The following is a 23,604-nucleotide window of genomic DNA, read 5'->3' on the forward strand; positions in this document are numbered from 1 at the left end:
CAAATGATCTATGCCGGTTTGATTTTCGCGGGTCTTGCGGCCCTGCTCCATGTCTACATCTGGGTGATGGAGTCGCTGACTTGGACGTCGGTGCGTACCCGCAAGACGTTCGGCATCACCGAGGAGGAGGCGCTGGCTACCAAGGAGCTCGCGTTCAACCAGGGTTTCTACAACCTGTTCTTGGCCATCGTCACCGCGGTGGGGATGGTCGCCGTGTTCACCGATCACCGCGCAGTCGGCGTGGCGCTTGTGTTCGCGGGCGTCGGGTCGATGCTGGCCGCGGCGGTGGTGCTGCTTGTGTCGTCACCGGACAAAGCCCGCGCCGCCGTCACACAGGGAATTCTGCCGTTGATTGCGATCGCGCTCCTTGGCGTGGGCCTGGCGATGTAGCAGTCGGTCGCATTACGTGCTGCTGTGCCCACCTCGCGGCGACTTTGTCGGCCGAAGGTGGGCAGTCAGAGCATGTTGGGTGAACGTGCCCCCTGCAGCAGTCCGAGCAGTTGCAGGTCGGTGACGTACTTGACGATGACCTCCCGCGTCACGTGCGGAATGTCTTTGTCCGGCCCGATCTTTGCGTCCTGAACCGCGGTGCGGAACCGGTCTGTCGGCGCCATCGAGCCGCGGATCGGCTTCTCTGGATGCTGATAGTTGTGCAACAGCGGAAGCAGCGACGCCTGACGCTGACGCTCCGGTAGCGCGCGGATCGCGGTCTCGAACCGGCCTAGCCATTGGCCGTAGTCGGCGATCCGCGCTATCGCGTAGCCGGCGTCGATCAGCCAGTCGACGTACTCGTCGAGCCCGATTCCGTCGTCGTAGGGATTCATCACGTGGTAGGTCTCGAATCCGTCGACGACATGCGCACCGATGGTCGAGATCGCCTCGGCGATGAATTCGACTGGTAGACCGTCGTAATGAGCCCGCTGCCGATTGCCGTCGGCGTCGAGTTCATAGAACGACCCCGGCGCAATCCCGGTGGCAACCAGGCTCAGCATTGTCCGGGTGAACATGTCCGGCAGGTTGAGCTGGCCGGCATATGTGGTGTCGGCAAGGATCATGTCGCAGCGGAACACCGAAACCGGAAGGCCGCACAGATCATTGGCCTCGCGCAGCAGCACCTCGCCTGCCCATTTGCTGTTCGAGTAGCCGTTGGCGTAGCTGTCGTCCACCTTGCGAGTGGCACTGATGGCCCGGATGTCGCCGTCCTCGCTGAACTTGCCGGGTTCGATGCCGGCGCCGACACCGATGGTCGACACGTAAACGAACGGCTTGCGCTTCGCGGTGAGCGCGACGCGGATCAGCTCCGCGGTGCCCAGCGCATTGGGGCCGAACAGCTGGCTGTACGGCAGGACATGGTTGACCAGTGCGGCTGGGTCGACGATCAGATCGACCGTGTCGGCCAACCGCTGCCAGGTCTGCTCATCGAGGCCGAGGTTGGCTTCTCCCTTGTCGCCGGCAAGCACTTCGAGGTGATCGGCGGCCAATTCCCGGTAGTGCCGCAACAATTCGGGATCACCGGAATCGAACGTCCCGTCGAGCCGTTCGCGCGCGGCGGCATCGTCCTTGGCGCGCACAAGGCAAATCACCTTGCCGTCGACGAGGTCCATCCGTTCGAGCCACTCCAGGGCCAGATAGCGGCCGAGGAACCCTGTCGCACCCGTCAGCAGGACCGTGCGGACTTCGGAGCTCGGACCCGGTAGTGATGGAGCCGCGGCAAGAGTCGCAGCGTCGACGAACTTGTCCAGCGTCAGGTCACGGGCATGCACCTCGACGGCGTCGCGGCCATGCACCGACGCGAACGTCGGCCTCTTGCTGCCGGGCTGGCGCTCGGACTCGATGTAGGCGGCCAGCGAGGTCAGATCGGTGGCCGGGCTGACGATGACGCCGACGGGCACGTCGATGTCGTAGATCTCGTGAAGCAGATTCGCGAACGTCAACGCGGACAGCGAATCCCCGCCGAGGTCGGTGAAGTGCGCGTCGGGTTGCAGATCGGCCGCCGCCGTGCCCAGCAGCGCGCCCGCGGCACGGCTGATGGTCTCGAGCACCGGACGGTCGGCGCCATGCAGGCGCAGCTCGCGCAATTCGCTGGCCTGGCTGTCGGCCAGGTCGGTGTAGAGCTGTTCGAGCCGGTCTCCGTAGTACTCCTTGAGTTTCGGCCGCGCCAGCTTCCGGATGCCGGTCAGCAGACCGTTCTCGAGCGTGAAAGGCGTTGTCTCGATGATGAAGTCGCGCGGTATTTCGTAGGACTGCAGACCCGCGACCCTGGCAACATCTTGCAGTGACTCCGCGATCAGTGGTTTGAGCGCCTCCACGTCGTGGCGGGCCAATGCGTCGTCGGTAGGCACGATGACGGCCAGCAGATACGACCGAGCGCTGTTGCCGTAGACGAAGATCTGCCGGATCAGCGGGCTGTCACCGAAGACGGCTTCCAACTTGGCGACGGTGACGAACTCGCCCTGCGAGAGCTTGAGCACGTTGTTGCGGCGGTCCAGATACGTGAGCTGGTCCGGTCCCACCTCGGCCACGATATCGCCGGTGCGGTAATAGCCGTCGGCGTCGAACACGTCGGCGGTGACCTCAGGTCGCTTGTAGTAACCGGGGAACAGCGTCTCGGACTTGACCAACAGCTCACCGCGGGGATGGGGCCGATCGGTGCGGAAATACCCGAGTTCGGGAACGTCGACCAGCTTGTAGTCGATCACGGGTGGACGTTGCAGTTGACCGTCGACGAACACCGCGCCGGCCTCGGTGGAGCCGTATCCGTCAGTCAAATGGACGTCGAGCAGAGACTCGACGAAAGTCTTCATCTCTGACGAGATGGGCGCGGAGCCCGTCATCGCCGAGATGAACCGTCCGCCAAGCAGGTTCTGCCGCATGTCGGCAAGCACGTCGGTTTCGACGGCCCATCGGTCGGCGTCGCCGGTGGACCGGCGGTCGACTTCGCTCTGGAACTCCTGAAAGATCATGTCCCAGATCCGCGGCACGAAACTCAGCTGCGTGGGCCGGACCAGGGCCAGGTCCTCGAGGAAGGTCGAAAGATCGCTTCTGGCAACGAAATACCCGGTGCCGCCGGCGCCCAGCGTCGCATACAGAATGCCACGGCCCATCATGTGGCTCATCGGCATGAAGTTCAGCGTGATCGACGGGGTGGCGCCTTCGTTGCCCCACATCGCCATGGCTGAGCGGCGCCACGAGTTGGCGACGAGATGCTCGGGGTACATCGCGCCCTTCGGCGTGCCAGTGCTACCGGAGGTGTAGATCAGGAGTGCCAACGGGTCGTCGTCCTCAGAGACGAAGGGCCGCACCGCCGGAAGCCGCCTGCCGCGGTCCAGGATCTCGATCAGCGTATCGACCTGAATGGTGCTGCCTGCCTCATACAGGCGGGCCTTCGCCGCATCCAGCGCGTCGCGCTGGTCATCGACCTGCGGGTGATGGTCGAAGACGACGAGCCTCGACACATGCTCGGCGGCGAGCGCCAATTCGACGGCGTCGTCGAGGAAGTCGACGCTCGACGCGATCACTACCGGCTCGGTCTCGGCGACGATGGGCCGTAGCTGTGTGAGGGGCGCGCTGGTCTGCATGGGCACGGACACCGCACCGAGCCCGACGAGTGCGAGGTCGACGGTCGTGTAATCCACGCTGGTGAAGCCGAGCAGCGCGACGCGGTCACCAGGACGCACGTCGTAGGCCATCGCGTTGACGACGGCGCGGAAGCGGTCGGACAGCTCGGCGTAGGTGATGGTCTCGAACTGCGGCAGTAATTCGGCGGATGTGCGGCCGGACACAGGGTCCTCGACGAACCGAACGGCACGCTGTCCGAGCGCGGGTCGATCCGCATAGCCATCAAGGACATTGCGCACGATCTGCGGCAGTCTCAGCTCGGGCGCTTCGATTGCCTTCGCCACTGCTTCGCTCGGTCGCGCGGCGGCGAACTGGGGGTCTGTCGCGTAGAGATCGGCGATGCGGCGTGCAAGCCGCGCGTCACTTGTATCAGTCGACATCAATAATCCTCGGCAAATTGCAGGTATTGGTGGCGCGACGCTGCGCCTACTCGAAACTACGTTAGTAAAACTAACTTTATTCCGTACCTAGCTGCCAGTTCGCTGTGAGTGCTGTGACGGTCCTCACCGGATCGCAGGCACTGCGGCGGTGGGATCGGTGCGGCCGGTAAGAACTTCAATTGCCGCGATCGGGTCGGGGACGGCGATGAGCAAATCGCGCGTCGCTGCGAGCGCTTGGGCGGACGGCTCGACACCACCGACGGCATCGGCGAGGTCGAGCATGTGCACGGTGGCCTCCATCAATGCGATCTCGGCAACGACCGCCAATGTCGTCGTGATGCCGACGACGGGATAGGCGATCACTATCTCTTCGGACATCGGTGTCGCGCGCAGAATTTCGGCGCATTCGGTGAAGCGCGTCACAGCGTCGTCGGGTGTGAGTGTCGCCGCTTCGGTGGCGGCATGTTCGGCAATGTCGTCGGCCGAAGTGTGTGCGATACCGCCAGGGGCGTTGAAGCGGCGCAGCATCTCCGCGGCGTCGGTGACGGCGGCGGGTCCGTCGGTCGTCGCCGCGGTCAGCATGTCGAACATCGAACGACCGGGACAGGCATGAGCCACCAGGCCTCGCACATCCCATGGCCGGCACCGCGTCGCCGTGGACCATTGCTGCGGCGTCAGTTCGGCGCACCGGCGAGCCCACCGCTCCCATGCGTCGGCAAGGACTTGTCTCGCTGCGTCGCCGTCGAGCCGCATACCGCCAACCTATCGAGGAGCAATTAACGGTTATGCAGGGCCCGACGCGGGTATTCGGCCGAGGACGGAGGAGGAAACCATGACTGACACGCGTGTTCGCCCCCGCGGGGGTAGGTTGCAAATGCCGCGTAGTCGCGGCGCAATGAGCGGATTTCTGCTGCTTCTGCTGGGCATCTGGGGTGCGCTCATCCCGTTCGTAGGACCCTATTTCGACTTCGCATTCACTCCGGATCAGGAATGGACCTGGACCACCGCCCGCGGATGGCTTGAGGTGCTGCCCGGCGCAGTGACCGCAGTGGGCGGCCTGTTATTGCTCATGTCGCGCAACCGCGCGGCCGCGATGCTGGGCGGCTGGCTGGCCGTGGCCGGCGGCGCATGGTTCGTCGTTGGCCGTGCGCTCGCCGGCCCATTGGGCATCGGTGCCGTCGGCAGTCCGGTGGCGGCGACGGAGACCAAACGAGTCTGGCTGGAGTTGACGTACTTCTACGGACTCGGCGCGCTGATCGTTTTCTTCGGCGCAATGGCATTGGGCCGGCTGTCGATTCGTAGCGTGCGCGACATCGAATGGGCGGAGCGACCGGTCACCGCTCCCGCTGCGGCGCAGCCGGTTACGGCAACCGAGGCGGAGACTGAGGAAATGCGCCCGGCGACGACTGCGGAGCCTCGCCGTCGCAGCTGGCGTGACATGTTCCGGACCGGCGACGGCCACGGCGGCCATCGCTTGGCCCACCGGTAGTTCCTACGAACAGACGCGAAGTCCCCCGACACGCCGACGAAACGGGGGACTTTGCGTCTGCTCGCGCAAAAAGAGTTAGCCCGTGTACGCCATGACGTGCTTGATGCGGGTGTAGTCCTCCAAGCCGTACATCGAGAGGTCTTTGCCGTGACCCGACGATTTGAAGCCGCCGTGCGGCATCTCGGCCACCAGCGGGATGTGGGTGTTGATCCACACGCATCCGAAATTCAGTGCCGCGGAGACGCGTAGCGCACGCGAGACGTCGCGCGTCCACACCGACGACGCCAGGCCGTATTCTGTGCCGTTGGCCCACGCGATCGCCTCGTCCTCGTCGGTGAACGACTGCACAGTGATCACGGGGCCGAAGATCTCCTGCTGAATCAGTCGGTCATCCTGCTGAAGCCCGCCGATGACCGTGGGCTCGACGTAGAAACCCTTGTCTCCCTGGCGTTGTCCACCGATGGCCACCTTTGCATGCGATGGCACATCGCCAAGGAAGCTCAGAACCCGCTCCAATTGATTGACGTTGTTGACCGGCGGCACCCATGCGTCCTCGTCATCGGCGGCCTTGCCATACGTCGTCGCCGCGCCGCGGGCCTGCTCGGCCAACGCATCGGTCAGATCAGAAGCGACCTTCGCGGTCGCGAGCACACGGGTTGCGGCGGTGCAGTCCTGGCCGGCGTTGAAATAGCCCGCCGTGGCGATTCCCTCTGCGGCCGTGGCGATATCGCTGTCGTCGAAAACCAGGACCGGCGCCTTGCCGCCGAGCTCCAGATGCGTGCGCTTCAAATGCCCGCCCGCACTGACCGCCACCGCGCGGCCCGCCGCGACCGATCCGGTGATCGACACCATTTCCGGGGTCGGATGCGCGACGACCGCCGCGCCCGTGACGCGATCGCCGCACACGACATTCAGCACCCCGGGCGGAAGATGCCGGGAAGCGATCTCGGCCAGCATCGTCGTCGTCACCGGTGTGGTGTCACTGGGCTTGATCACCACGGTGTTGCCCGCTGCTATGGCGGGACAGAACTTCCAGATCGCCATCATCATCGGGTAGTTCCACGGGGCAACCTGGCCGATCACGCCCACCGGCTCGCGCCGAATCCACGACGTGTGGTTCTCCATGTATTCGCCTGCGGACTTGCCCTCCAAAACCCTTGCCGCACCGGCGAAGAACCGAATCTGATCGAGCATCGGCGGGATCTCTTCGGCCATCGTGACGTGGTTGGGCTTGCCGGTGTTACGGCCCTCGGCAACAACGAGTTCTTCCGCGTGTTTTTCAACGTCGTCCGCGAAATCCAACAGCGCCTTCTGGCGTTGCGACGGCGTGGTGCGCTTCCAGTCCGTGAATGCCTTGGACGCCGCCGCGTAGGCGTTGTCGATGTCTTGCTCGTTCGAGACCGGCGCGGTGCCGTACTGCTCACCCGTTGAGGGGTCGACAAGCGGCATGGTTGCGCCGCTGACGGAGTCGACCTGCTCCCCGCCGATGAAGTTGTGAACCGTTGTCATGTGAACTCCTGTCGTTTAGAGGTCCGCGAGGATCAGGGCAAGTACGTCAAGGCCTTCGACGAGAAGGTCGTCGCTGATGGTCAGTGGCGGCAGGAAACGCAACACGTTGCCAAATGTGCCGCAGGACAACACGATTACGCCCGCCGTGTGGCAGCCGACGCACAGCTTCATGGTCAGCTCCGGGTCGGGCTCAAGCGTCCCTGGCTTGACCAACTCCATCGCGATCATCGCGCCGCGACCGCGCACGTCGCCGATGCGGTCGTCCTCGGCCTGCAGCCGGCCGAGTCGGTCCTTCATCAACGCCTCGATCTGGCGCGCCCTTTCCACCAGCCCGTCGGCCTCGATGGTTTCGATGGTGGCCAGCGCCGCGGCGCACGCGACGGGATTGCCGCCGTAGGTGCCGCCGAGCCCGCTGACGTGCGGGGCGTCCATGATCTCGGCGCGGCCGGTGACCGCCGACAGCGGCATGCCGTCCGCGATGCCCTTCGCGGTCACGATCAGATCCGGCTCGATGCCTTCGTGTTCGCACGCGAACATCGCGCCGGTGCGGGCGAACCCGGTCTGCACCTCGTCGGCGATGAACACCACGTCGTTGTCGCGGCACCACGCAAGAAGCGTGGGTAGGAATCCGTCGGCCGGGACGATGAAGCCACCTTCACCCTGGATGGGTTCGATGATCACCGCGGCCAGGTTGGCGGCGCCGACCTGTTTGTCCATGACGCCGATGGCGCGCTTGGCCGCCAATTCGCCGTCGGTGGCGAGTTCCTTGCCGAACTCCGCGTCTCGGAACGGGTAGGACAGCGGCGCGCGGTAGACCTCGGGCGCAAAGGGGCCGAAGCCGTGCTTGTACGGCATGGACTTCGCGGTCAGCGCCATGGTCAGATTCGTGCGGCCGTGATAGGCGTGATCGAACGACACCACCGCCGGCTTGCGCGTATACGACCGGGCGATCTTGATCGAGTTCTCGACAGCTTCCGAGCCGGAGTTGAACAGCGCAGACCGTTTGTCGCCGCCACCGGGTGTCAGCCGGTTGAGCTGTTCTGCCACCGCGACGTAAGCCTCGTACGGCGTGATCATGAAGCAGGTGTGGGTGAATCTGGCAGCCTGCTCCGCCACCGCGGCGACCACACGCGGCGACGAGTTGCCGATCGTCGTGACCGCGATGCCGGAGCCGAGATCGATCAGCCGGTTGCCGTCGACGTCTTCGACGATGCCGCCGAACGCGCGGGCGGCGTAGACGGGCATCGTGTTGCCGATTCCGCGCGAGACGGCGGCGCGCTTGCGGTCGATCAGCTCCTTTGACCGTGGACCGGGAATCTCGGTGACGAGGTGGCGGCTCTGCTCAAGCGTGCTCAACTCCAAGCCTCCTGCTGACCGGTGGGGTTCGGCGACGCGCACGCGAGGAGCGGGAACCACGTATGCCGCGTCGCCGTTGAGCCTAGTCGCAGATGCACCGATCCGATTGAAAACTCGGCCACGTTGTGGCGTAATCGTCGGCCTGACGGGTTAGCTGCAACGGATTTCGTTGCAAACAGTCAATCGCGGTCGTAATGGCATACCGCTTCGAGCATGACGCCCCACGGGTCGAGCCAGAAGGTCGCGAAGTAGGGCTGCGGATATTGCGGAAACACCTGAGGCTCGTGCAGAACCTGGCCGCCGAACCGCGGCGCCAATTCGGTGATCAGGGCGTGGACGTCGTGGACCGCCGACCGGGTTCGCACCATGAAGGCGAGGTGCTGCAGGCCGGTCTGGTGCCGCGAGTACTCCGACGACTCGGCCGCGGGATAGAAGAAGAGGTATGTGCCGGGTTTTCCGCCGGCGGGGCGGTAGGCGAATTCATCGTCGGCATCGAGGAAAGGCTCGAACTCGACCCGCGGCAGGAGGGCGCCGTAATAGTCCTTGGCCAGGCCCAGGTCGGGAACGTTGATGCCGAGGTGTCCGAGCATTCAGCGACGCTAACAGCGTCGGCCATCTGGTGGTGGCCTCGGCCGCTGGCCGCCGCAATGGCACACTGGTCAACGACGAGGCCCCTGACCTGCCGGTCTGGGGGCCGTGACCGCAAGCGATACGAAAGACAGTTGTAGCCATGGATCTGGTCGTCTTCCTGCCCCTGCTCATCATCCTGGGCGCGTTCATGTTCTTCGCGTCGCGGCGCCAGAAGAAGGCGATGCAGGCCACCATCGACCTGCACAATTCGCTGCAGGTCGGCGACCGCGTGCACACCACGTCGGGTCTGCAGGGCACCATCACCGCCATCACCGACGACAACGTCGAGCTGGAGATCGCGCCCGGCGTGGTGACGACGTGGATGAAGTTGGCCGTGCGTGACCGCATCACCGACGACGATGACGTCGATTTCGACGACGATGTCGACGCTTCGGAGTCGGGCCCGACGGAAATCACCGACAGTCCCAACACGAAGATCGACTGATAGCCCTTCAGCCTGAACACGTACCCTTTGCGGTGCTGACGAACTGATCTCGAGGAGACCTGAGGAAACGTGGCATCGTCTTCGGCGCCGGTACATCCTGCCCGCTACCTGACGCTTTTCTTGGTGCTGCTCGTCGGCGTCTACCTATTGGTGTTCCTGACCGGCGACAAGCACGCCGAGCCGAAGCTCGGCATCGACTTGCAGGGCGGTACCCGCGTCACGCTGACCGCGCGGACGCCGGACGGCTCCCGGCCCACCCGTGAGGCGCTGAATCAGGCCCAGCAGATCATCGGTGCCCGCGTCAACGGGCTCGGCGTATCCGGGTCCGAGGTGATCATCGACGGCGACAATCTGGTGATCACCGTGCCGGGCAACGACAGCAGCGAGGCCCGCAACCTCGGCCAGACTGCTCGGCTGTACATCCGGCCGGTGATCCACGTGATCGCCGCCGAGGGGCAGGGCCAGCAGCCGCCCGCCGCCGGCCCGCCGGGTGCGCCGCCCGGAGCGCCACCGGGCGCAACGCCGGGTCTGCCACCCATCGCGCCCGCCGAGCCCGGCGCACCCGTGTCGCCGCCGATGCCTGCCGAACAGGCGCCGCCGGCGCCGGCCACTCCCGCGCCACAGCCGCGGCCGTACCCGGAGGCGCCGCCGCCCACGCCCGCGCCGCCGACTCCGCCTCCGGGCACGCCCGGTACACCGGTGAACACACCGCCACCGAAGCCCCAGCCGAAGGCCGACCTCGCGCAGCGCATCGCCGACGAGAAGCAGCTGCGACAGAGCACGGATCAGCAGATCCAGATCCTGGCGCTGCAATTCCAGGCCACCCGCTGCAACGACGAAGACGTGCTGGCGGGCAACGACGATCCGAACCTGCCCTTGATCACGTGTTCGCAGGACCACAAGCAGGTGTATCTGCTCGACAAATCGATAATCAGCGGCGAGCAGATCAAGGACGCCAGCTCAGGGCTGGATCAGCAGCGCGGCGAGTACGTCGTCGATGTGGAGTTCAAGAGCGACGCATCGAAGATCTGGGCCGACTTCACCGCCGCCAACGTCGGCACCCAGACCGCCTTCGTACTTGACTCTCAGGTGGTCAGCGCGCCCGAGATCCAGGAAGCGATCCCCGGCGGACGCACACAGATCACCGGCAAGTTCACCGCCGACTCGGCACGCGAACTGGCCAACGTGCTCAAGTACGGCTCGCTACCTTTGTCGTTCGAGTCGTCGGAGGCCGAAACAGTCTCGGCCACTTTGGGTTTGACGTCGCTGCGCGCCGGCTTGATCGCGGGTGCGATCGGGCTCGCGCTGGTGCTGGCCTACTCGCTGATCTACTACCGGGTGCTCGGGTTGCTGACGGCGTTGTCCCTGATCGCGTCTGGTGCAATGGTTTTCGCGATCTTGGTGCTGCTAGGCAGATACATCAACTACACGCTCGACCTCGCCGGCATCGCCGGTCTGATCATCGGTATCGGCACCACGGCCGACTCGTTCGTGGTGTTCTTCGAACGCATAAAAGACGAGATACGAGAAGGGCGTTCGTTCCGTTCGGCCGTCCCGCGCGGTTGGGCTAGGGCGCGCAAGACGATCCTGTCAGGCAACGCGGTCACCCTGCTGGCCGCCGTGGTGCTCTACATCCTGGCCGTCGGCCAGGTGAAGGGCTTCGCGTTCACGCTGGGCCTGACCACGATCCTCGACGTCGTGGTCGTGTTCCTGGTGACCTGGCCGCTGGTGTACATGGCATCGAAGTCCACGACGCTGTCCAAGCCGGCGTTCAACGGTCTCGGCGCGGTCCAGCAGATCGCCCGCGAACGACGAGCGGCCGCGCACGCGACGGGACGGGGATAGCCAATGGCCGCCAAACATTCATCCGACGCCATCGAGTCGACCGCCGTCGAGGCGCCCGACCTGGAAGCCTCGGCCGCCGACGCTCCCCGCCACGGCTTCTTCGTCCGCCTCTATACCGGCACCGGCGCGTTCGAGGTGGTCGGCAAGCGCAAGCTGTGGTTTACGATCAGCGGCCTGATCGTCGCCATTGCGATCGCCAGTATTGTGCTGCGCGGCTTCACCTTCGGCATCGACTTCGAGGGTGGCACCAAGGTGTCGATGCCGGTCGCCGGCCAGAGCGGCACGGTCGGCGTTCAGCAAGTCGAAGACGTGTTCAGCAAGACGCTGGGTAAGTCGCCGGAGTCGGTGGTCGTCGTCGGCAGCGGCGGCTCGGCCACAGTCCAGATTCGGTCGGAGACGCTGACCAACCAGGAAACCGAGAAACTGCGCACCGCGTTGTTCGACGAATTCAAGCCCAAGGGTTCCGACGGTCAGCCCAGCAAGCAGGCGATCAGCGACTCGGCGGTCTCGGAGACCTGGGGTGGCCAGATCACCAAGAAGGCGCTCATCGCGCTCGTGGTGTTCCTCGTGCTCGCCGGCCTCTACATCATGGTGCGCTACGAGCGGTACATGTCGATCTCGGCGCTGCTGTGCCTGGCCTTCGACCTGATCACCACGGCGGGTGTGTACTCGCTGGTCGGATTCGAAGTCACGCCGGCCACCGTCATCGGTCTGTTGACGATCCTCGGGTTCTCGCTCTACGACACCGTGATCGTGTTCGACAAGGTCGAGGAGAACACGCACGGGTTCGAACACACGACGCGGCGCACCTTCGCCGAGCAGGCGAACCTCGCCGTCAATCAGACGTTCATGCGCTCGATCAACACCAGTCTGATCTCTGTGCTGCCGATCGCCGCCCTGATGGTCGTCGCGGTATGGCTGCTCGGTGTCGGCACGCTCAAGGACCTGGCCCTGGTGCAGCTGGTCGGCGTGGTCGTGGGCACCTATTCGTCCATCTTCTTCGCCACTCCGCTGCTCGTGACAATGCGTGAGCGCACCGAACTGGTCCGCAACCACACCCGCCGCGTCGTCAACCGCCGCAAGCCTGCCAAGGCCAGCGAGACCGTGCAGGACGCCGAGCCGGAGTCGGTGACCGCCGCGCCGCTGGCGGCAAGGCCCGCACCGGCGGACAAACCCGCGCCGGGCGCGCGGCCCGTGCGGCCGACCGCCAGCCGGACCGGACGACCGTCGGGTAAGCGAAGCACCCGGCGGCGGTAGGGCGCATGACGTTGGCGAGCCGGCGTGCGGTGGTGGTCGCGGCCGTGCTGTGGCTGGCCATTGCGCTGACCCTGACGTCGTGCTCGGGCAGTAACGCCAGCGCGATCGACTACGCCGTCGACGGCACGCTCGTCACTTACAACACCACCACCACAGCCGGTGCGGCCTCGGGCGGTCCGCAGGCGTTCGCCCGCGTACTGACCGGCTTCAACTACCACGGACCCGACGGCCAGATCGTCGGCGACCACGACTTCGGCACCATCTCGGTGGTGGGACGGGCACCGCTGGTGCTCGACTACGAGATCGCGGCCAACGCGGTCTATTCGGACGGCAAACCGATCACCTGCGACGACATGGTGCTGGCGTGGGCGTCACAGTCCGGGCGGTTCCCGACCTTCGACGCCGCCAACCGGGCCGGCTACAGCGACATCGCCTCCGTCGATTGCGCGCCGGGGCAGAAGAAGGCGCGCGTGTCATTCGCGCCGGACCGCGGGTTCGTCGACTTCGGCCAGCTGTTCGCGGCGACGTCGATGATGCCGTCACACGTGATCGCCGACGAGCTCGGCCTGGGAGATGGCGGCGTCACGACCGCCATAAACAACAACGACGGCCCGACCGTCGACCGCATCGCGCAGGTGTGGAACAACACGTGGAACCTGACACCCGACGTGGATCTCAAGCGCTTTCCGTCGTCTGGGCCGTACAAGATCGACTCGGTCACCAAGGATGGCGCGGTCGTACTCGTCGCCAACGACAAATGGTGGGGCGCAAAGCCCGTCACCCAGAAGGTGACGGTGTGGCCGCGCGGCGCCGACATCCAAGACAGGATCAACCAGGGCGCCTACGACGTCGTCGACATCGCGACGGGTTCATCGGGCACGCTGAACCTGCCCGACGACTATGTCCGCAGCGAATCCGCCTCGGCAGGCATCGAGCAGCTCATCTTCGCGCCGCAGGGACCGCTGGCCGGTCCGCCGGCACGCCGGGCGCTGGCCTCGTGCACACCGCGGGACGTGATCGCCAAGAACGCGGAGGTGCCGATCGCCAATTCGCGGCTCAACCCCGCGACCGAGGATGCCCTCGGAGCGGTCGAAGGCCAGGTCGAGGCCGGCCAATTCACCGTCGCCAACCCCGACGCTGCCAGGGCCGCGATCAACGGGCAGCCGATGACCGTTCGAATCGGCTACCAGAGTCCGAACGCCCGCCTCGCCGCGACCGTCGGCGCGATCGCCAAGGCCTGCGCGCCCGCCGGAATCACCGTCCAGGACGCCGCGTCCGAAACGACCGGACCGCTGACCCTGCGTAACAGCGAGATCGACGTCCTGATCGCCAGCACCGGCGGCGCCGCGGGCAGCGGGTCCACCGGCACATCGGCGATGGACGCCTACGACCTGCATACCGGCAACGGCAACAACCTGTCGGGCTACTCCAACGAGCGCATCGACGCGATCATCGCGTCGATGGCGGTGACGTCGGATCCCAAGGAACAGGCCCGGCTGCTCGGTGAGGGCGGCACAATCCTGTGGGCCGACATGCCGACGCTTCCGCTCTATCGTCAGCAGCGAACCCTGGTGACATCGAAGAAGATGTATGCGGTGAGCAGCAATCCGACTCGATGGGGCGCGGGGTGGAACATGGACCGCTGGGTGCTGGAGTCATGAGCGAAATCTCTGCGCTGATCGCGTCGCTCACGCGGGAGGTGCCTGACTTCCCCGAGCCGGGCATTCAGTTCAAAGACCTGACGCCGCTGCTGGCCGATGCACACGGCCTGGACGCCGTATCTGGGGCACTCGCCGACATCGCCAAGGGTGCGGACCTGGTGGCGGGCGTGGACGCCCGTGGCTTTCTGCTCGGCGGCGCCGTGGCCATCAAGCTCGGCATCGGCGTGCTCGCGGTCCGCAAGGGCGGCAAGCTACCGCCGCCGGTGCACAGTGAGACCTACACGCTGGAGTACGGCACCGCGACGTTGGAGGTGCCTGCCGACGGCGTCGAGCTGGCGGGCCGGTCGATCATGATCATCGATGACGTGCTGGCCACCGGCGGCACCCTGGCCGCGACGGCGCAGCTGCTTCGGCACGTCGGCGCCGACGTGATGGGGGCCGCGGTGGTGCTCGAACTGGCCGCTCTCGGCGGTCGCGACGTGGTCAAACCGTTACCGGTCAGCAGCTTGCGGACGGTGTGAGCGATATCCTCGAAGTCTGGCGGACTTTGGGAGGTGACCATGGCTGACGATCCCGGCACGGGACAGGCCGTGCAGGCACCTCCAGGCGCGCAGATCCCCGAGACGCAGCCGCTGGAGATCCCGAAGGCCTCGACGAGCGCGTCGCGGCGCGTGCGGGCGCGGCTCGCCCGACGGATGACCGCACAGCGCAGCACGGTCAACCCGGTGCTCGAGCCGCTGGTTGCCGTTCACCGCGAGATCTATCCGAAGGCCGACCTGACGCTGCTGCAGCGCGCCTACGAGGTGGCCGAGCAACGGCACGCCGACCAGTTGCGGCGCTCAGGTGACCCCTACATCACCCACCCGTTGGCGGTGGCCAACATCCTGGCCGAGCTCGGCATGGACACCACCACGCTGATCGCGGCGCTGCTGCACGACACGGTCGAGGACACCGGCTACACGCTGGAAGCGCTGACCGAGGAGTTCGGCACCGAGGTCGGTCATCTCGTCGACGGCGTCACCAAGCTCGACAAAGTGGTGCTGGGCAGTGCCGCCGAGGGGGAGACGATCCGCAAGATGATCATCGCGATGGCCCGCGATGCGCGCGTGCTGGTCATCAAGGTCGCCGACCGGCTGCACAACATGCGCACCATGCGCTTCCTGCCGCCGGAGAAGCAGGCCCGCAAGGCCCGCGAGACCCTGGAAGTCATTGCCCCACTGGCACATCGGCTGGGCATGGCCACCGTCAAGTGGGAGCTCGAAGACCTGTCGTTCGCGATCCTGCACCCGAAGAAGTACGAGGAGATCGTGCGGCTGGTCGCCGACCGGGCGCCGTCGCGAGATACGTATCTGGCCAAGGTGCGCGCCGAGATCAACGCCGCGCTGAGCGCGCAGAAGATCAACGCGACGGTCGAGGGCCGTCCCAAGCACTACTGGTCGATCTACCAGAAGATGATCATCAAGGGCCGCGACTTCGACGACATCCACGACCTGGTCGGCGTGCGGATCCTGTGCGACGAGATCCGCGACTGTTATGCCGCTGTGGGCGTGGTGCATTCGCTGTGGCAGCCGATGCCCGGCCGCTTCAAGGACTACATCGCCCAGCCACGCTACGGCGTATACCAGTCGCTGCACACCACCGTCGTCGGTCCGGAGGGCAAGCCGCTCGAGGTTCAGATCCGCACCTTCGACATGCACAAGACCGCGGAGTACGGCATCGCCGCGCACTGGCGCTACAAGGAAGCCAAGGGCCGCAACGTTCCTCACCCGCACGCCGCGGCCGAGATCGACGACATGGCGTGGATGAGGCAGCTGCTCGACTGGCAGCGTGAGGCCGCCGACCCCGGCGAGTTCCTCGAGTCGCTGCGTTATGACCTTGCGGCCCAGGAGATCTTCGTGTTCACCCCGAAGGGTGACGTGATCACTCTGCCGGCCGGGTCGACGCCGGTGGACTTCGCCTACGCCGTGCACACCGAGGTCGGCCATCGCTGCATCGGCGCGAGGGTGGACGGCAGGCTCGTCGCGCTCGAGCGCAAGCTCGAAAACGGCGAGCGGGTGGAGATTTTCACGTCGAAGGCGCCGAATGCCGGGCCGTCGCGTGACTGGCAGCAGTTCGTGGTGTCGCCGCGTGCGAAGGCCAAGATCCGGCAGTGGTTCGCCAAGGAGCGCCGCGAGGAGGCGCTGGAAGCGGGCAAGGACGCCATCGCGCGTGAGGTGCGGCGCGGCGGGCTTCCGTTGCAGCGCTTGATGAATGCCGAATCGATGGCCGCACTGGCCCGCGAACTGCGATACATCGACGTGTCCGCGCTGTACACCGCGGTGGGGGAGGGCCACGTATCGGCTCGGCACGTGGTGCAGCGCCTGGTGGCCCAGCTCGGCGGCGACGAGGAGGCCGCCGACGAACTCGCCGAACGCTCCACCCCTGCGACCATGCCGATGCGTCAGCGCAGCACCGACGACGTCGGTGTGGCGGTGCCCGGCGCGCCCGGGGTGCTGTCGAAACTCGCGAAGTGCTGCACACCGGTGCCGGGTGACAACATCATGGGTTTCGTCACCCGCGGCGGTGGGGTCAGTGTGCACCGCACCGACTGCACGAATGCCACGTCGCTGCAACAACAGTCGGAGCGGATCATCGACGTCCAATGGGCGCCGTCGCCGTCGTCGGTGTTCCTGGTGGCGATCCAGGTCGAGGCCCTCGACCGGCATCGGCTGCTGTCGGACGTCACCCGGGTGCTGGCCGACGAGAAGGTCAACATCTTGAGCGCGTCCGTCACCACATCCGACGATCGCGTGGCGATCAGCCGGTTCACGTTCGAGATGGGCGACCCGAAGCACCTGGGCCACCTGCTGAACGTGGTGCGCAACGTGGAGGGCGTCTACGACGTCTACCGCGTGACATCGGCTGCCTGAGCGCTCCAAAAGGCGTTGGTAGTTTGCCGGATCTGCAATACTTCGGCGATGCGCACAGCATTGGTGGTCTTCGTCGCTTCGCTCGCAATGCTCCTCGCGGGGTGTGGCTCAACGATCAAGCCGGAGGGCGCCGCGGCGTCCGTTGTCGACCTGGTCTCCAAGCAGACCGGATTCAAGCCCAACGATGTGAAATGCCCGTCAGGGGTCGACGCGAAGGTCGGCACCGAATTCGAGTGTCATTTCACCGGACCCGAGGGCAAGGACTACGTCGCCCATATGAAGGTCACCAAGGTCGAGGGCGACGACGTGCAGTTCTACATCAAGACCGAGCCGAGCAAGGGCTGACCTCTTGCGGCGAACGGAGCACGAACGCATCCACCGGTCGCTCGACCCCGCGTAACGCCAATCTGCGCCGCGGTGCGGTCAATTCGCCGGCGACGTCGGATGCCACCAGAAGCTCGCCCGCAGCGGCGTGTTGCTGCATTCGCGCGGCGGTGTTGACTGGGTCGCCGAGAGCGGTGAAGTCGACGACCGCATCACCGACGTTGCCGACGTAGGCGATTCCCGCGTTGACCGCGACGCCGATGTCCAACCACGGACCATCGGTGGTGCCGTAGCCGACCTTCCGCAGTAGTTCGGTTCCCGCCTCGATCGCTTTGTGGCGGTAATTCGGGCCGCTGACCCCTCGGACGAAGAACGCCATCACCTCATCGCCGATGAGTTTGTCGAGCACTGCGTCATACCGCAACAGGGTCCGCGTTGCGACACCGTAGAACCGATTGAGTAGCGTCGCGAATTCCGTTGCTGCCCAACGATTGCCGAGAGCTGTGGAGCCGCGGACGTCGGCGAAGAGAACCGCGATGTCGACTTCCGCGCCACCGGCCGGTAGCGCGTCGCAGCAGCGCGTGCACAGGTTCGGGTTCTTGCGCGACGGACGGAACCCGGCGACGCCCAGAACTGCGCCCGCGACGCCGCCGAACGGGTTGTTGCACAGCTTGCATCGCGGCGACGAGGGCAGATATCGAAACGCGTGGCGCGCTCTTACCAAGGACGCATGGCCGTCGGTGAGCACCTTCTCCCACATGTCGGTTCGCCGCTCTTGTGTGGTCGCCGGGTTCGCAGTCATCGTGACGCTCCGGTCCGGGTCCGCCGGTCCAGCACCCAGACGGTGGCCAGCGTGAGGACAGCGGCGGACGAGGCGAGCGCGATCAGACTGGCGGCGGTGCCTCCACTGAACGTGTCGCGGTAGGCGGACATGGCAGGCATCGTGGCGGTGTACCGGTCCAGGTGCAGGTGGCGCCCCAGCGCGTCGAAGGCGTGGCGGTTGGACAGGACCAGGCTCATCAGCCGTCCCGGGGTGGCCATCTGGTCGACCGGGACGATGGCCCCGCCGAACAGAACCTGAGGGAAGCACAGCATCGGCAGCGCGAGGGCAGCCTGCGCGGCGTTGGACACCGCGGCCGACGCAAGCAGACCCAGCGCCAGCGCCGAGGTCGCTTCGATGAGGATCGTTGCGAACAGCAGGGCATACACGTGCCACTCGACAGCGGGAAGCCGGCCAAGCACCCGCAGCACAGCGAGCAGCACCGCGCTGACGCCGGCAAGCACCGGCAGCAGAGCGGTGACCTTGGACGCCACGTATGCGCCGACGCTGAGCCCGGCCAGGCGTTCCCGCCGGAAAACGGCCATCTCCCCGACGATCTGCAGCAGCCCGTAGGTCAGGCCGAAGAAGAACCCGTCGAACGCGATCCAGAACACGATCTGGGCCGGGCCGACGCCGGCTGCACCATCCGGGTCGAAGGCGCCACGTTGGAACAGCGTCGCCATCATCGCCGTGACAAGCACCGGTGAGCCGAGCAGAACCGCCAGGGTCAGGCGATTGCGGAACAACACGTCGATATTGCGTCGGGTGAGTAGCCACCATTGGCGGACGGTGCCCGTGCGCTTGGCATCGGCACGGGTCGCCGGAATCGGCGAAAGCGACACGGCGGGTGGCGTTTTCGACTTCCCGTCGGTCTGCGCGAATCGCTGCGCCCAGGTCGCCGGGGTGTCCTCGGTGGCGAGCCGGTCGTACACGTCGGCGAGATCGTCGACACCGAAGTATCGCCGAGCCTCGGCCGGGCTGCCCGTGAAGGCGAGGTGGCCGTCGCGAGCGAGGAACACCACCCGGTCACATCTGTCGATGCCGGCCGGCTCGTGCGTCGTCAGCACCACCGTGACCCCACGCTGGCTGAGGCGGCGCAGCAGGCGCATCACGTCGGCGGCCGTCGACGGATCCAGGCCCGACGTGGGTTCGTCGAGGAACAGCAGCCGCGGCCGGGTCAACAACTCCACTGCGATGCTGGCCCGCTTTCGCTGGCCACCAGACAGCGCGCGGACCGGCACGTCGGCACGATCGGCGAGATCGAGCTCACGCATGGTCTCCTCGACGTCGCGGTCCGCCTCTGTCGCCGGCGTGCCCGCGGGCAGCCGCAGCCGCGCCGCGTAGCGCAGTGTGCGGCGCAGGGGCATCTCCAGGTGGATGATGTCGTCCTGCGGCACATACCCGATGCGGGAATCACCGCTGCCTCGGGCGCGGCTCACGTTGCCGTCATGCCAGACATTGCCCGCGGTCGGTGGCTGCAGCCCCGCGAGGATCTCCAGCAAGGTGGTCTTTCCCGCTCCGCTGCCGCCGGCGATTGCGACCAGTTCGCCGGGTTTCACCGAAAGCGACAGCTGCTGGAGGATCTGGCGCCTGCCGACGCGGCGGCTCACGTTTACGGCGTCGATGCCCCCGCCCAACGTGCCGAAGCCGTCGAGGGTGGGCGGTTCAAGTGTGCGTTCGGTCATGGTCGGTCGTCTCCTCAGGTCTTGAACTGGGTAGGTCATGCGCTGATCGTCGATCCGCCGGCCCCTCACACACATGAGGCGTTTGCCTCAAAACACGGAGCCAAGACGGCCGGTCAATGCGCTCGGCGAAGGCAGAATTGGCAAATGCCGTCGCGACCACCCGAGCCCGCGCCGTCGGCCGCAGAAATGCCGACGCGCGCCGAGTTGCTCGCGGCGTTGTCAGTCGCGATCGATCTCGGCCTCGGCCAGCCCGCCGAGCACATGCTTCGTTCTGCGCTCATCGCGACGCGCATCGCCGACCGGCTCGGCCTGCGCAGGCAGCAACGCGACAGCATCTACTACGCGACGCTGATCATGTGGATCGGATGTCACGCGGATTCACACGAATACGCGCGCTGGTTCGGCGACGACATCGCGGTGCGCCACGATTCCTATTTTGTCGACTGGTCGGGTCTGCCCTATTTACGGTTCGTGGCCAACAACGTGGCCCGCGGTGAGCCGAGGCTGCACCGGCTCAGCGTCATGGGGTCGTTGTTCCTCAATGCACGCGGGCACCTGTCGCGACTGATCCACTCGCACTGCACGTCGGCCGCGGTGCTCGCCGAGCGGATCGGTCTGGGCGAGGACGTCCAGACGGCCGTGGCGTTCACGTTCGAGCGATACGACGGCGGCGGTCTTCCCACGGGTGCGTCCGGTGATGCGATTCCCATCCAGATGCGGGTAGCTCAGCTCGCCGACATGGTGGAGGTTCACCAGCGCACCCACGGCGCAGACGCTGCGGTCGCGATGGCGCGCCGGCGCCGCGGTGGCCAGTTCGACCCTCACGTCGTTGATGCATTCGTCGACAACGCCGATGCGGTGCTGGCCGGTCCCGCGACGGGGAACGCTTGGGGCGCAGCGCTTCGGGAGGCACCCGATCGCCACATGCGGCTGGATCCGCAGTCGCTGGATTCTCTTCTGCTCGCACTTGGTGAATTCGTCGACCTGAAACTTCCTTTCACACTGGGTCATTCAGGAGGCGTGGCCCGCATCGCCGCCGATGCCGCCGTCTTAGCCGGACTCGACCATGAAGTGGTGGAACTGACGCGTCGTGCCGGCCACGTTCATGATCTGGGCCGAATCGGTATATCGAACCGAATCTGGTCCAAGCCAGGGCCTTTGACGGCGTCCGAATTCGAGCGTGTGCGGTTACACCCCTACCTGACGGGGCGGATCCTCAGTCACGTCTCCGGTTTGGAAAAGGTGGCGCAAATCGCGGGGAACCACCACGAGCGTATCGACGGCTCGGGATATCCGCGTGGTCTTTCGGGGGCCGCGCTGAGCCTGCCGGATCGCCTGCTCGCGGCTGCGGTGAGTTACCAATCTGCTTGCGAGCCAAGGCCGTATCGCGATGAGCTCTCGCCCGCGGCGGCGGCGCGGCGGCTGCGGGACCAGGTCGACGCCGGCGGGCTGGACGGCGTCGCCGTCGATGCCGTCCTGCAAGCCGCCGGTCACCGGAGCGCTCGGACAACGCTGCGTCCGGACGGGCTGACCGCACGCGAAGTCGAGGTGCTGTGCCTTGTCGCGCGCGGTGCGTCCAACAAGGAGATCGCCAAGTCGCTTGTCCTCAGCGAGAAGACGGTCCGCAACCACGTCGAGCGGACGTACGCGAAGATCGGCGTGTCCAATCGAATCGGCGCCAGCATGTACGCACTTGAGCACGGGCTGGTCAGCAGCTCGAGCGAGTAACTCGCGCTAACCCACCCGTACCGACGTAATCGTCACGGCCAGAGCCGGTTTGCCGTCGTCGCTGCCGTTGGCGGTGCCGCCCGCGGCGACCTTGTCGAGCGCCGCCAGGCCGGCGCCGTCGATCGTGCCGAACACCGTGTAGGTCGGCGGCAGGGCGGAATCTTTGTACACCAAGAAGAATTGGCTGCCGTTGGTGCCCGGTCCCGCGTTGGCCATCGCCAGCGTCCCTCGCGGATACACCACAGGAACCTTCAGCGCCGGGTCGCTCAGCCGGTACTGGTTGGTGGGGTATTCGTTGGGGAATCGGTAGCCGGGTCCGCCTTTACCGCTGCCCGTCGGATCGCCGCATTGCAGCACACCCATCTCGGGTGAGGTGGTCAGCCGGTGGCATGGCGTGTTGTCGAAGAAACCCTGTCTGGCCAGGCTGGTGAAGTTGTTGACGGTGCACGGTGTCTGGGCGTTGTTCAGCTGCAGCCCGATGACGCCCTGATTGGTGGTGACCGTCGCGCCGATGACTGCCGGGTCTGTCGCGATCCGGCCCATCTGCGGTGGCTTCACGGGCTTGCTCGGCGGTTCCGTCGTCGCCGGATACTGGCAATTGGAGCCCAGCGTGGCCGGCGGTTTGAACGGTGGCAACGCCTGGCCGGGCGGTGTCGGGGTGGCCGTGACGCCCGGGTAGCGCGGGATCACCCCGTCCAACCTTTCGAGGTTTTGCGCCACCACCACGACGAACACCACGGTCACCACGATCGCAATGACGGTCAGCGCCGTCATCATGTAGCCGATCACCAACCCGGCGATGGCCAGTCCGCGGCCTTCCTCGCCGGTTTTCTTGATCTGTGACAGCGAGATGTGGCCGAACACGATGCCGAGCGGTGCGAACAACAAGGCGCACACCAGCGACACAATCGCCAAGGCGTTGGTCGGCTGCGGCTGGGCATAGCCCGGATAGCCGTAGTACCCCGGCGGATACCCGTACGGCGGCGGCGGTGGATACGGGCCGTACGGCGGCGGTGCCCCGAATTCGCCGCTCGGCGGCGGTGTCGCCACGTCAGTCCAGCAGGATCGACTTGACCTGAACGTCGTTCTTCGGCTTGCCGTCCTCGCTGCCGTCGGTGGTGCCTGCCGCGGCGATCTTGTCCAGGGTCGCAAGGCCCGTCTGGTCGATCGTGCCGAACACCGTGTAATTCGGCGGCAGCTTCGAATCCTTGTACACGAGGAAGAACTGGCTGCCATTCGTGCCGGGCCCGGCGTTGGCCATCGCCAGGGTGCCGCGTGGGTAGACCACCGGCTCCTGCAGCTTTGGATCGTCGGGCTGGAACTGATTCGTGGGGTACTCGTTGTCGAACTGGTAGCCCGGGCCGCCGGTGCCCTGGCCGGTCGGGTCGCCGCACTGCAGCACCGACAGTCCATCGGATGTGGTCAGGCGGTGGCACGGGGTGTCGTTGAAGAAGCCCTGCTGCGCCAGGCTGGCGAAGCTGTTCACCGTGCACGGCGACTTCGCGTTGTCGAGCTGCAGCCCGATATTGCCCTGGTTGGTGGACATGCTCGCGCTGACCTGCGGCGGGTCCGTGGGCACCTTGCCGGTGCGCGGCGGATTGACGGGCTTGCTCGCCTTCTCCGTTGACGGCGGGTACTGGCAGTTGGCGCCCAGGTTGGCGGGTGCGGCGAACGCGGGCAGCTGACCGGAGGCCTGCGGCGCTCCCGGTGCGGCCGAAGTGGTGGCCGGAGTGGTCGTGGCCGCCGACGCGGTCTGGCTGTGCGAATCGCGGTTGGTGATGACGATGGTGGCCACGACGGCGCCGATCACGACGATCGCACCGACTGCGGAGCCGACGATCGTGTAGATGCGGCGCTTGCGTGCCTTCTCGGCCCGTCGCTCCAGCTGCCGCTCGAGTTTGCGCTTCGCTGTTGCACGCCGTTGTTCGTTGGTCGGCACCGCCGGTGT

General features: G+C 66.1%; 19 protein-coding genes. 10 read left to right on the forward strand and 9 right to left on the reverse strand.

The window, feature by feature from the left end; genetic code table 11:
- Window positions 1–3 precede the first annotated feature (3 nt).
- On the forward strand, window positions 4–390 hold the full coding sequence (locus ACWW36_RS20960) for a DUF1304 domain-containing protein (RefSeq protein WP_456137890.1): 387 nt from the start codon (window positions 4–6) through the stop codon (window positions 388–390).
- Window positions 391–455: 65 nt separating this feature from the next.
- Here the strand turns inward: ACWW36_RS20960 and car are convergent, their stop codons facing one another.
- Together car and ACWW36_RS20970 are read right to left on the reverse strand one after the other, a co-directional pair.
- Entirely contained in the window at window positions 456–3,998 is a 3,543-nt protein-coding gene (car, locus tag ACWW36_RS20965) for a carboxylic acid reductase (protein WP_456137891.1), read from the reverse strand.
- 123 nt (window positions 3,999–4,121) lie between these two features.
- Entirely contained in the window at window positions 4,122–4,751 is a 630-nt protein-coding gene (locus ACWW36_RS20970) for a maleylpyruvate isomerase N-terminal domain-containing protein (RefSeq protein WP_456137892.1), read from the reverse strand.
- A 79-nt stretch (window positions 4,752–4,830) separates the two neighbouring features.
- On the opposite strand from ACWW36_RS20970, the gene ACWW36_RS20975 reads away from it, so the two are divergent.
- Complete coding sequence (locus tag ACWW36_RS20975) at window positions 4,831–5,487, forward strand: hypothetical protein (RefSeq protein WP_456137893.1); 657 nt, start codon at window positions 4,831–4,833, stop codon at window positions 5,485–5,487.
- 75 nt (window positions 5,488–5,562) lie between these two features.
- Here the strand turns inward: ACWW36_RS20975 and ACWW36_RS20980 are convergent, their stop codons facing one another.
- The 3 genes from ACWW36_RS20980 to ACWW36_RS20990 form a co-directional block, all read right to left on the reverse strand.
- On the reverse strand, window positions 5,563–6,996 hold the full coding sequence (locus ACWW36_RS20980; RefSeq protein ID WP_456137894.1) for a gamma-aminobutyraldehyde dehydrogenase: 1,434 nt from the start codon (window positions 6,994–6,996) through the stop codon (window positions 5,563–5,565).
- A 15-nt stretch (window positions 6,997–7,011) separates the two neighbouring features.
- Window positions 7,012–8,352 (reverse strand): 4-aminobutyrate--2-oxoglutarate transaminase, encoded by a 1,341-nt coding sequence (gene gabT / locus ACWW36_RS20985; RefSeq protein ID WP_456137895.1) that lies wholly within the window; start codon window positions 8,350–8,352, stop codon window positions 7,012–7,014.
- Between the two features lie 179 nt (window positions 8,353–8,531).
- Window positions 8,532–8,942, reverse strand: coding sequence for a VOC family protein (locus tag ACWW36_RS20990; protein WP_456137896.1), 411 nt, complete (start codon window positions 8,940–8,942; stop codon window positions 8,532–8,534).
- Between the two features lie 140 nt (window positions 8,943–9,082).
- Between ACWW36_RS20990 and yajC the strand changes: the two genes are divergently transcribed.
- The 7 genes from yajC to ACWW36_RS21025 all read left to right on the forward strand — a co-directional run bounded on the left by yajC (window position 9,083) and on the right by ACWW36_RS21025 (window position 17,444).
- A complete protein-coding gene (yajC, locus tag ACWW36_RS20995) occupies window positions 9,083–9,427 on the forward strand; it encodes a preprotein translocase subunit YajC (protein ID WP_456137897.1) in 345 nt (114 codons plus the stop codon).
- A 69-nt stretch (window positions 9,428–9,496) separates the two neighbouring features.
- Window positions 9,497–11,272 carry a protein translocase subunit SecD gene (secD, locus tag ACWW36_RS21000; RefSeq protein ID WP_456137898.1) on the forward strand — a complete coding sequence of 592 codons (1,776 nt, stop codon included), beginning with the start codon at window positions 9,497–9,499 and terminating at the stop codon, window positions 11,270–11,272.
- 3 nt (window positions 11,273–11,275) lie between these two features.
- The gene (gene secF, locus ACWW36_RS21005; RefSeq protein WP_456137899.1) at window positions 11,276–12,529 is read left to right on the forward strand and encodes a protein translocase subunit SecF; all 1,254 of its coding nucleotides are present in this window, start codon (window positions 11,276–11,278) and stop codon (window positions 12,527–12,529) included.
- A 5-nt stretch (window positions 12,530–12,534) separates the two neighbouring features.
- Window positions 12,535–14,190: an ABC transporter substrate-binding protein gene (locus tag ACWW36_RS21010; RefSeq protein ID WP_456137900.1), complete on the forward strand. Its 1,656-nt coding sequence runs from the start codon at window positions 12,535–12,537 to the stop codon at window positions 14,188–14,190.
- Window positions 14,187–14,711 (forward strand): adenine phosphoribosyltransferase, encoded by a 525-nt coding sequence (locus ACWW36_RS21015; RefSeq protein WP_456137901.1) that lies wholly within the window; start codon window positions 14,187–14,189, stop codon window positions 14,709–14,711. Before ACWW36_RS21010 ends, ACWW36_RS21015 begins: the two co-directional genes overlap by 4 nt.
- 39 nt (window positions 14,712–14,750) lie before the next feature.
- Window positions 14,751–17,099 (forward strand): RelA/SpoT family protein, encoded by a 2,349-nt coding sequence (locus tag ACWW36_RS21020; RefSeq protein ID WP_456137902.1) that lies wholly within the window; start codon window positions 14,751–14,753, stop codon window positions 17,097–17,099.
- A 48-nt stretch (window positions 17,100–17,147) separates the two neighbouring features.
- Window positions 17,148–17,444, forward strand: coding sequence for a DUF4333 domain-containing protein (locus tag ACWW36_RS21025; RefSeq protein WP_456137903.1), 297 nt, complete (start codon window positions 17,148–17,150; stop codon window positions 17,442–17,444).
- On the opposite strand, the gene ACWW36_RS21030 is transcribed toward ACWW36_RS21025, so the two are convergent.
- Window positions 17,419–18,225, reverse strand: coding sequence for an adenylate/guanylate cyclase domain-containing protein (locus ACWW36_RS21030; RefSeq protein WP_456137904.1), 807 nt, complete (start codon window positions 18,223–18,225; stop codon window positions 17,419–17,421). The two genes, ACWW36_RS21025 and ACWW36_RS21030, sit on opposite strands and share 26 nt — an antisense overlap.
- Window positions 18,222–19,928 (reverse strand): ATP-binding cassette domain-containing protein, encoded by a 1,707-nt coding sequence (locus ACWW36_RS21035; RefSeq protein WP_456137905.1) that lies wholly within the window; start codon window positions 19,926–19,928, stop codon window positions 18,222–18,224. The genes ACWW36_RS21030 and ACWW36_RS21035 overlap by 4 nt, the downstream gene beginning before the upstream one ends.
- 144 nt (window positions 19,929–20,072) lie before the next feature.
- Between ACWW36_RS21035 and ACWW36_RS21040 the strand changes: the two genes are divergently transcribed.
- A complete protein-coding gene (locus ACWW36_RS21040; RefSeq protein ID WP_456137906.1) occupies window positions 20,073–21,656 on the forward strand; it encodes an HD domain-containing phosphohydrolase in 1,584 nt (527 codons plus the stop codon).
- A 6-nt stretch (window positions 21,657–21,662) separates the two neighbouring features.
- Here the strand turns inward: ACWW36_RS21040 and ACWW36_RS21045 are convergent, their stop codons facing one another.
- Window positions 21,663–22,706, reverse strand: coding sequence for a peptidylprolyl isomerase (locus ACWW36_RS21045; protein WP_456137907.1), 1,044 nt, complete (start codon window positions 22,704–22,706; stop codon window positions 21,663–21,665).
- A 1-nt stretch (window position 22,707) separates the two neighbouring features.
- Window positions 22,708–23,595: a peptidylprolyl isomerase gene (locus ACWW36_RS21050; RefSeq protein WP_456142572.1), complete on the reverse strand. Its 888-nt coding sequence runs from the start codon at window positions 23,593–23,595 to the stop codon at window positions 22,708–22,710.
- Window positions 23,596–23,604 lie beyond the last annotated feature (9 nt).

Source organism: Mycobacterium sp. MMS18-G62, from assembly GCF_053877835.1.

What these genes read in the sequence shown, in the direction of transcription:
- ACWW36_RS20960 (WP_456137890.1), top strand. Translation starts at nt 4, where the DNA reads ATGATCTATGCCGGTTTGATTTTCGCGGGTCTTGCGGCCCTGCTCCAT.
- car (WP_456137891.1), bottom strand. Translation starts at nt 3,998, where the DNA reads ATGTCGACTGATACAAGTGACGCGCGGCTTGCACGCCGCATCGCCGAT.
- ACWW36_RS20970 (WP_456137892.1), bottom strand. Translation starts at nt 4,751, where the DNA reads ATGCGGCTCGACGGCGACGCAGCGAGACAAGTCCTTGCCGACGCATGG.
- ACWW36_RS20975 (WP_456137893.1), top strand. Translation starts at nt 4,831, where the DNA reads ATGACTGACACGCGTGTTCGCCCCCGCGGGGGTAGGTTGCAAATGCCG.
- ACWW36_RS20980 (WP_456137894.1), bottom strand. Translation starts at nt 6,996, where the DNA reads ATGACAACGGTTCACAACTTCATCGGCGGGGAGCAGGTCGACTCCGTC.
- ACWW36_RS20990 (WP_456137896.1), bottom strand. Translation starts at nt 8,942, where the DNA reads ATGCTCGGACACCTCGGCATCAACGTTCCCGACCTGGGCCTGGCCAAG.
- yajC (WP_456137897.1), top strand. Translation starts at nt 9,083, where the DNA reads ATGGATCTGGTCGTCTTCCTGCCCCTGCTCATCATCCTGGGCGCGTTC.
- secF (WP_456137899.1), top strand. Translation starts at nt 11,276, where the DNA reads ATGGCCGCCAAACATTCATCCGACGCCATCGAGTCGACCGCCGTCGAG.
- ACWW36_RS21010 (WP_456137900.1), top strand. Translation starts at nt 12,535, where the DNA reads ATGACGTTGGCGAGCCGGCGTGCGGTGGTGGTCGCGGCCGTGCTGTGG.
- ACWW36_RS21015 (WP_456137901.1), top strand. Translation starts at nt 14,187, where the DNA reads ATGAGCGAAATCTCTGCGCTGATCGCGTCGCTCACGCGGGAGGTGCCT.
- ACWW36_RS21020 (WP_456137902.1), top strand. Translation starts at nt 14,751, where the DNA reads ATGGCTGACGATCCCGGCACGGGACAGGCCGTGCAGGCACCTCCAGGC.
- ACWW36_RS21025 (WP_456137903.1), top strand. Translation starts at nt 17,148, where the DNA reads ATGCGCACAGCATTGGTGGTCTTCGTCGCTTCGCTCGCAATGCTCCTC.
- ACWW36_RS21030 (WP_456137904.1), bottom strand. Translation starts at nt 18,225, where the DNA reads ATGACTGCGAACCCGGCGACCACACAAGAGCGGCGAACCGACATGTGG.
- ACWW36_RS21035 (WP_456137905.1), bottom strand. Translation starts at nt 19,928, where the DNA reads ATGACCGAACGCACACTTGAACCGCCCACCCTCGACGGCTTCGGCACG.
- ACWW36_RS21040 (WP_456137906.1), top strand. Translation starts at nt 20,073, where the DNA reads ATGCCGTCGCGACCACCCGAGCCCGCGCCGTCGGCCGCAGAAATGCCG.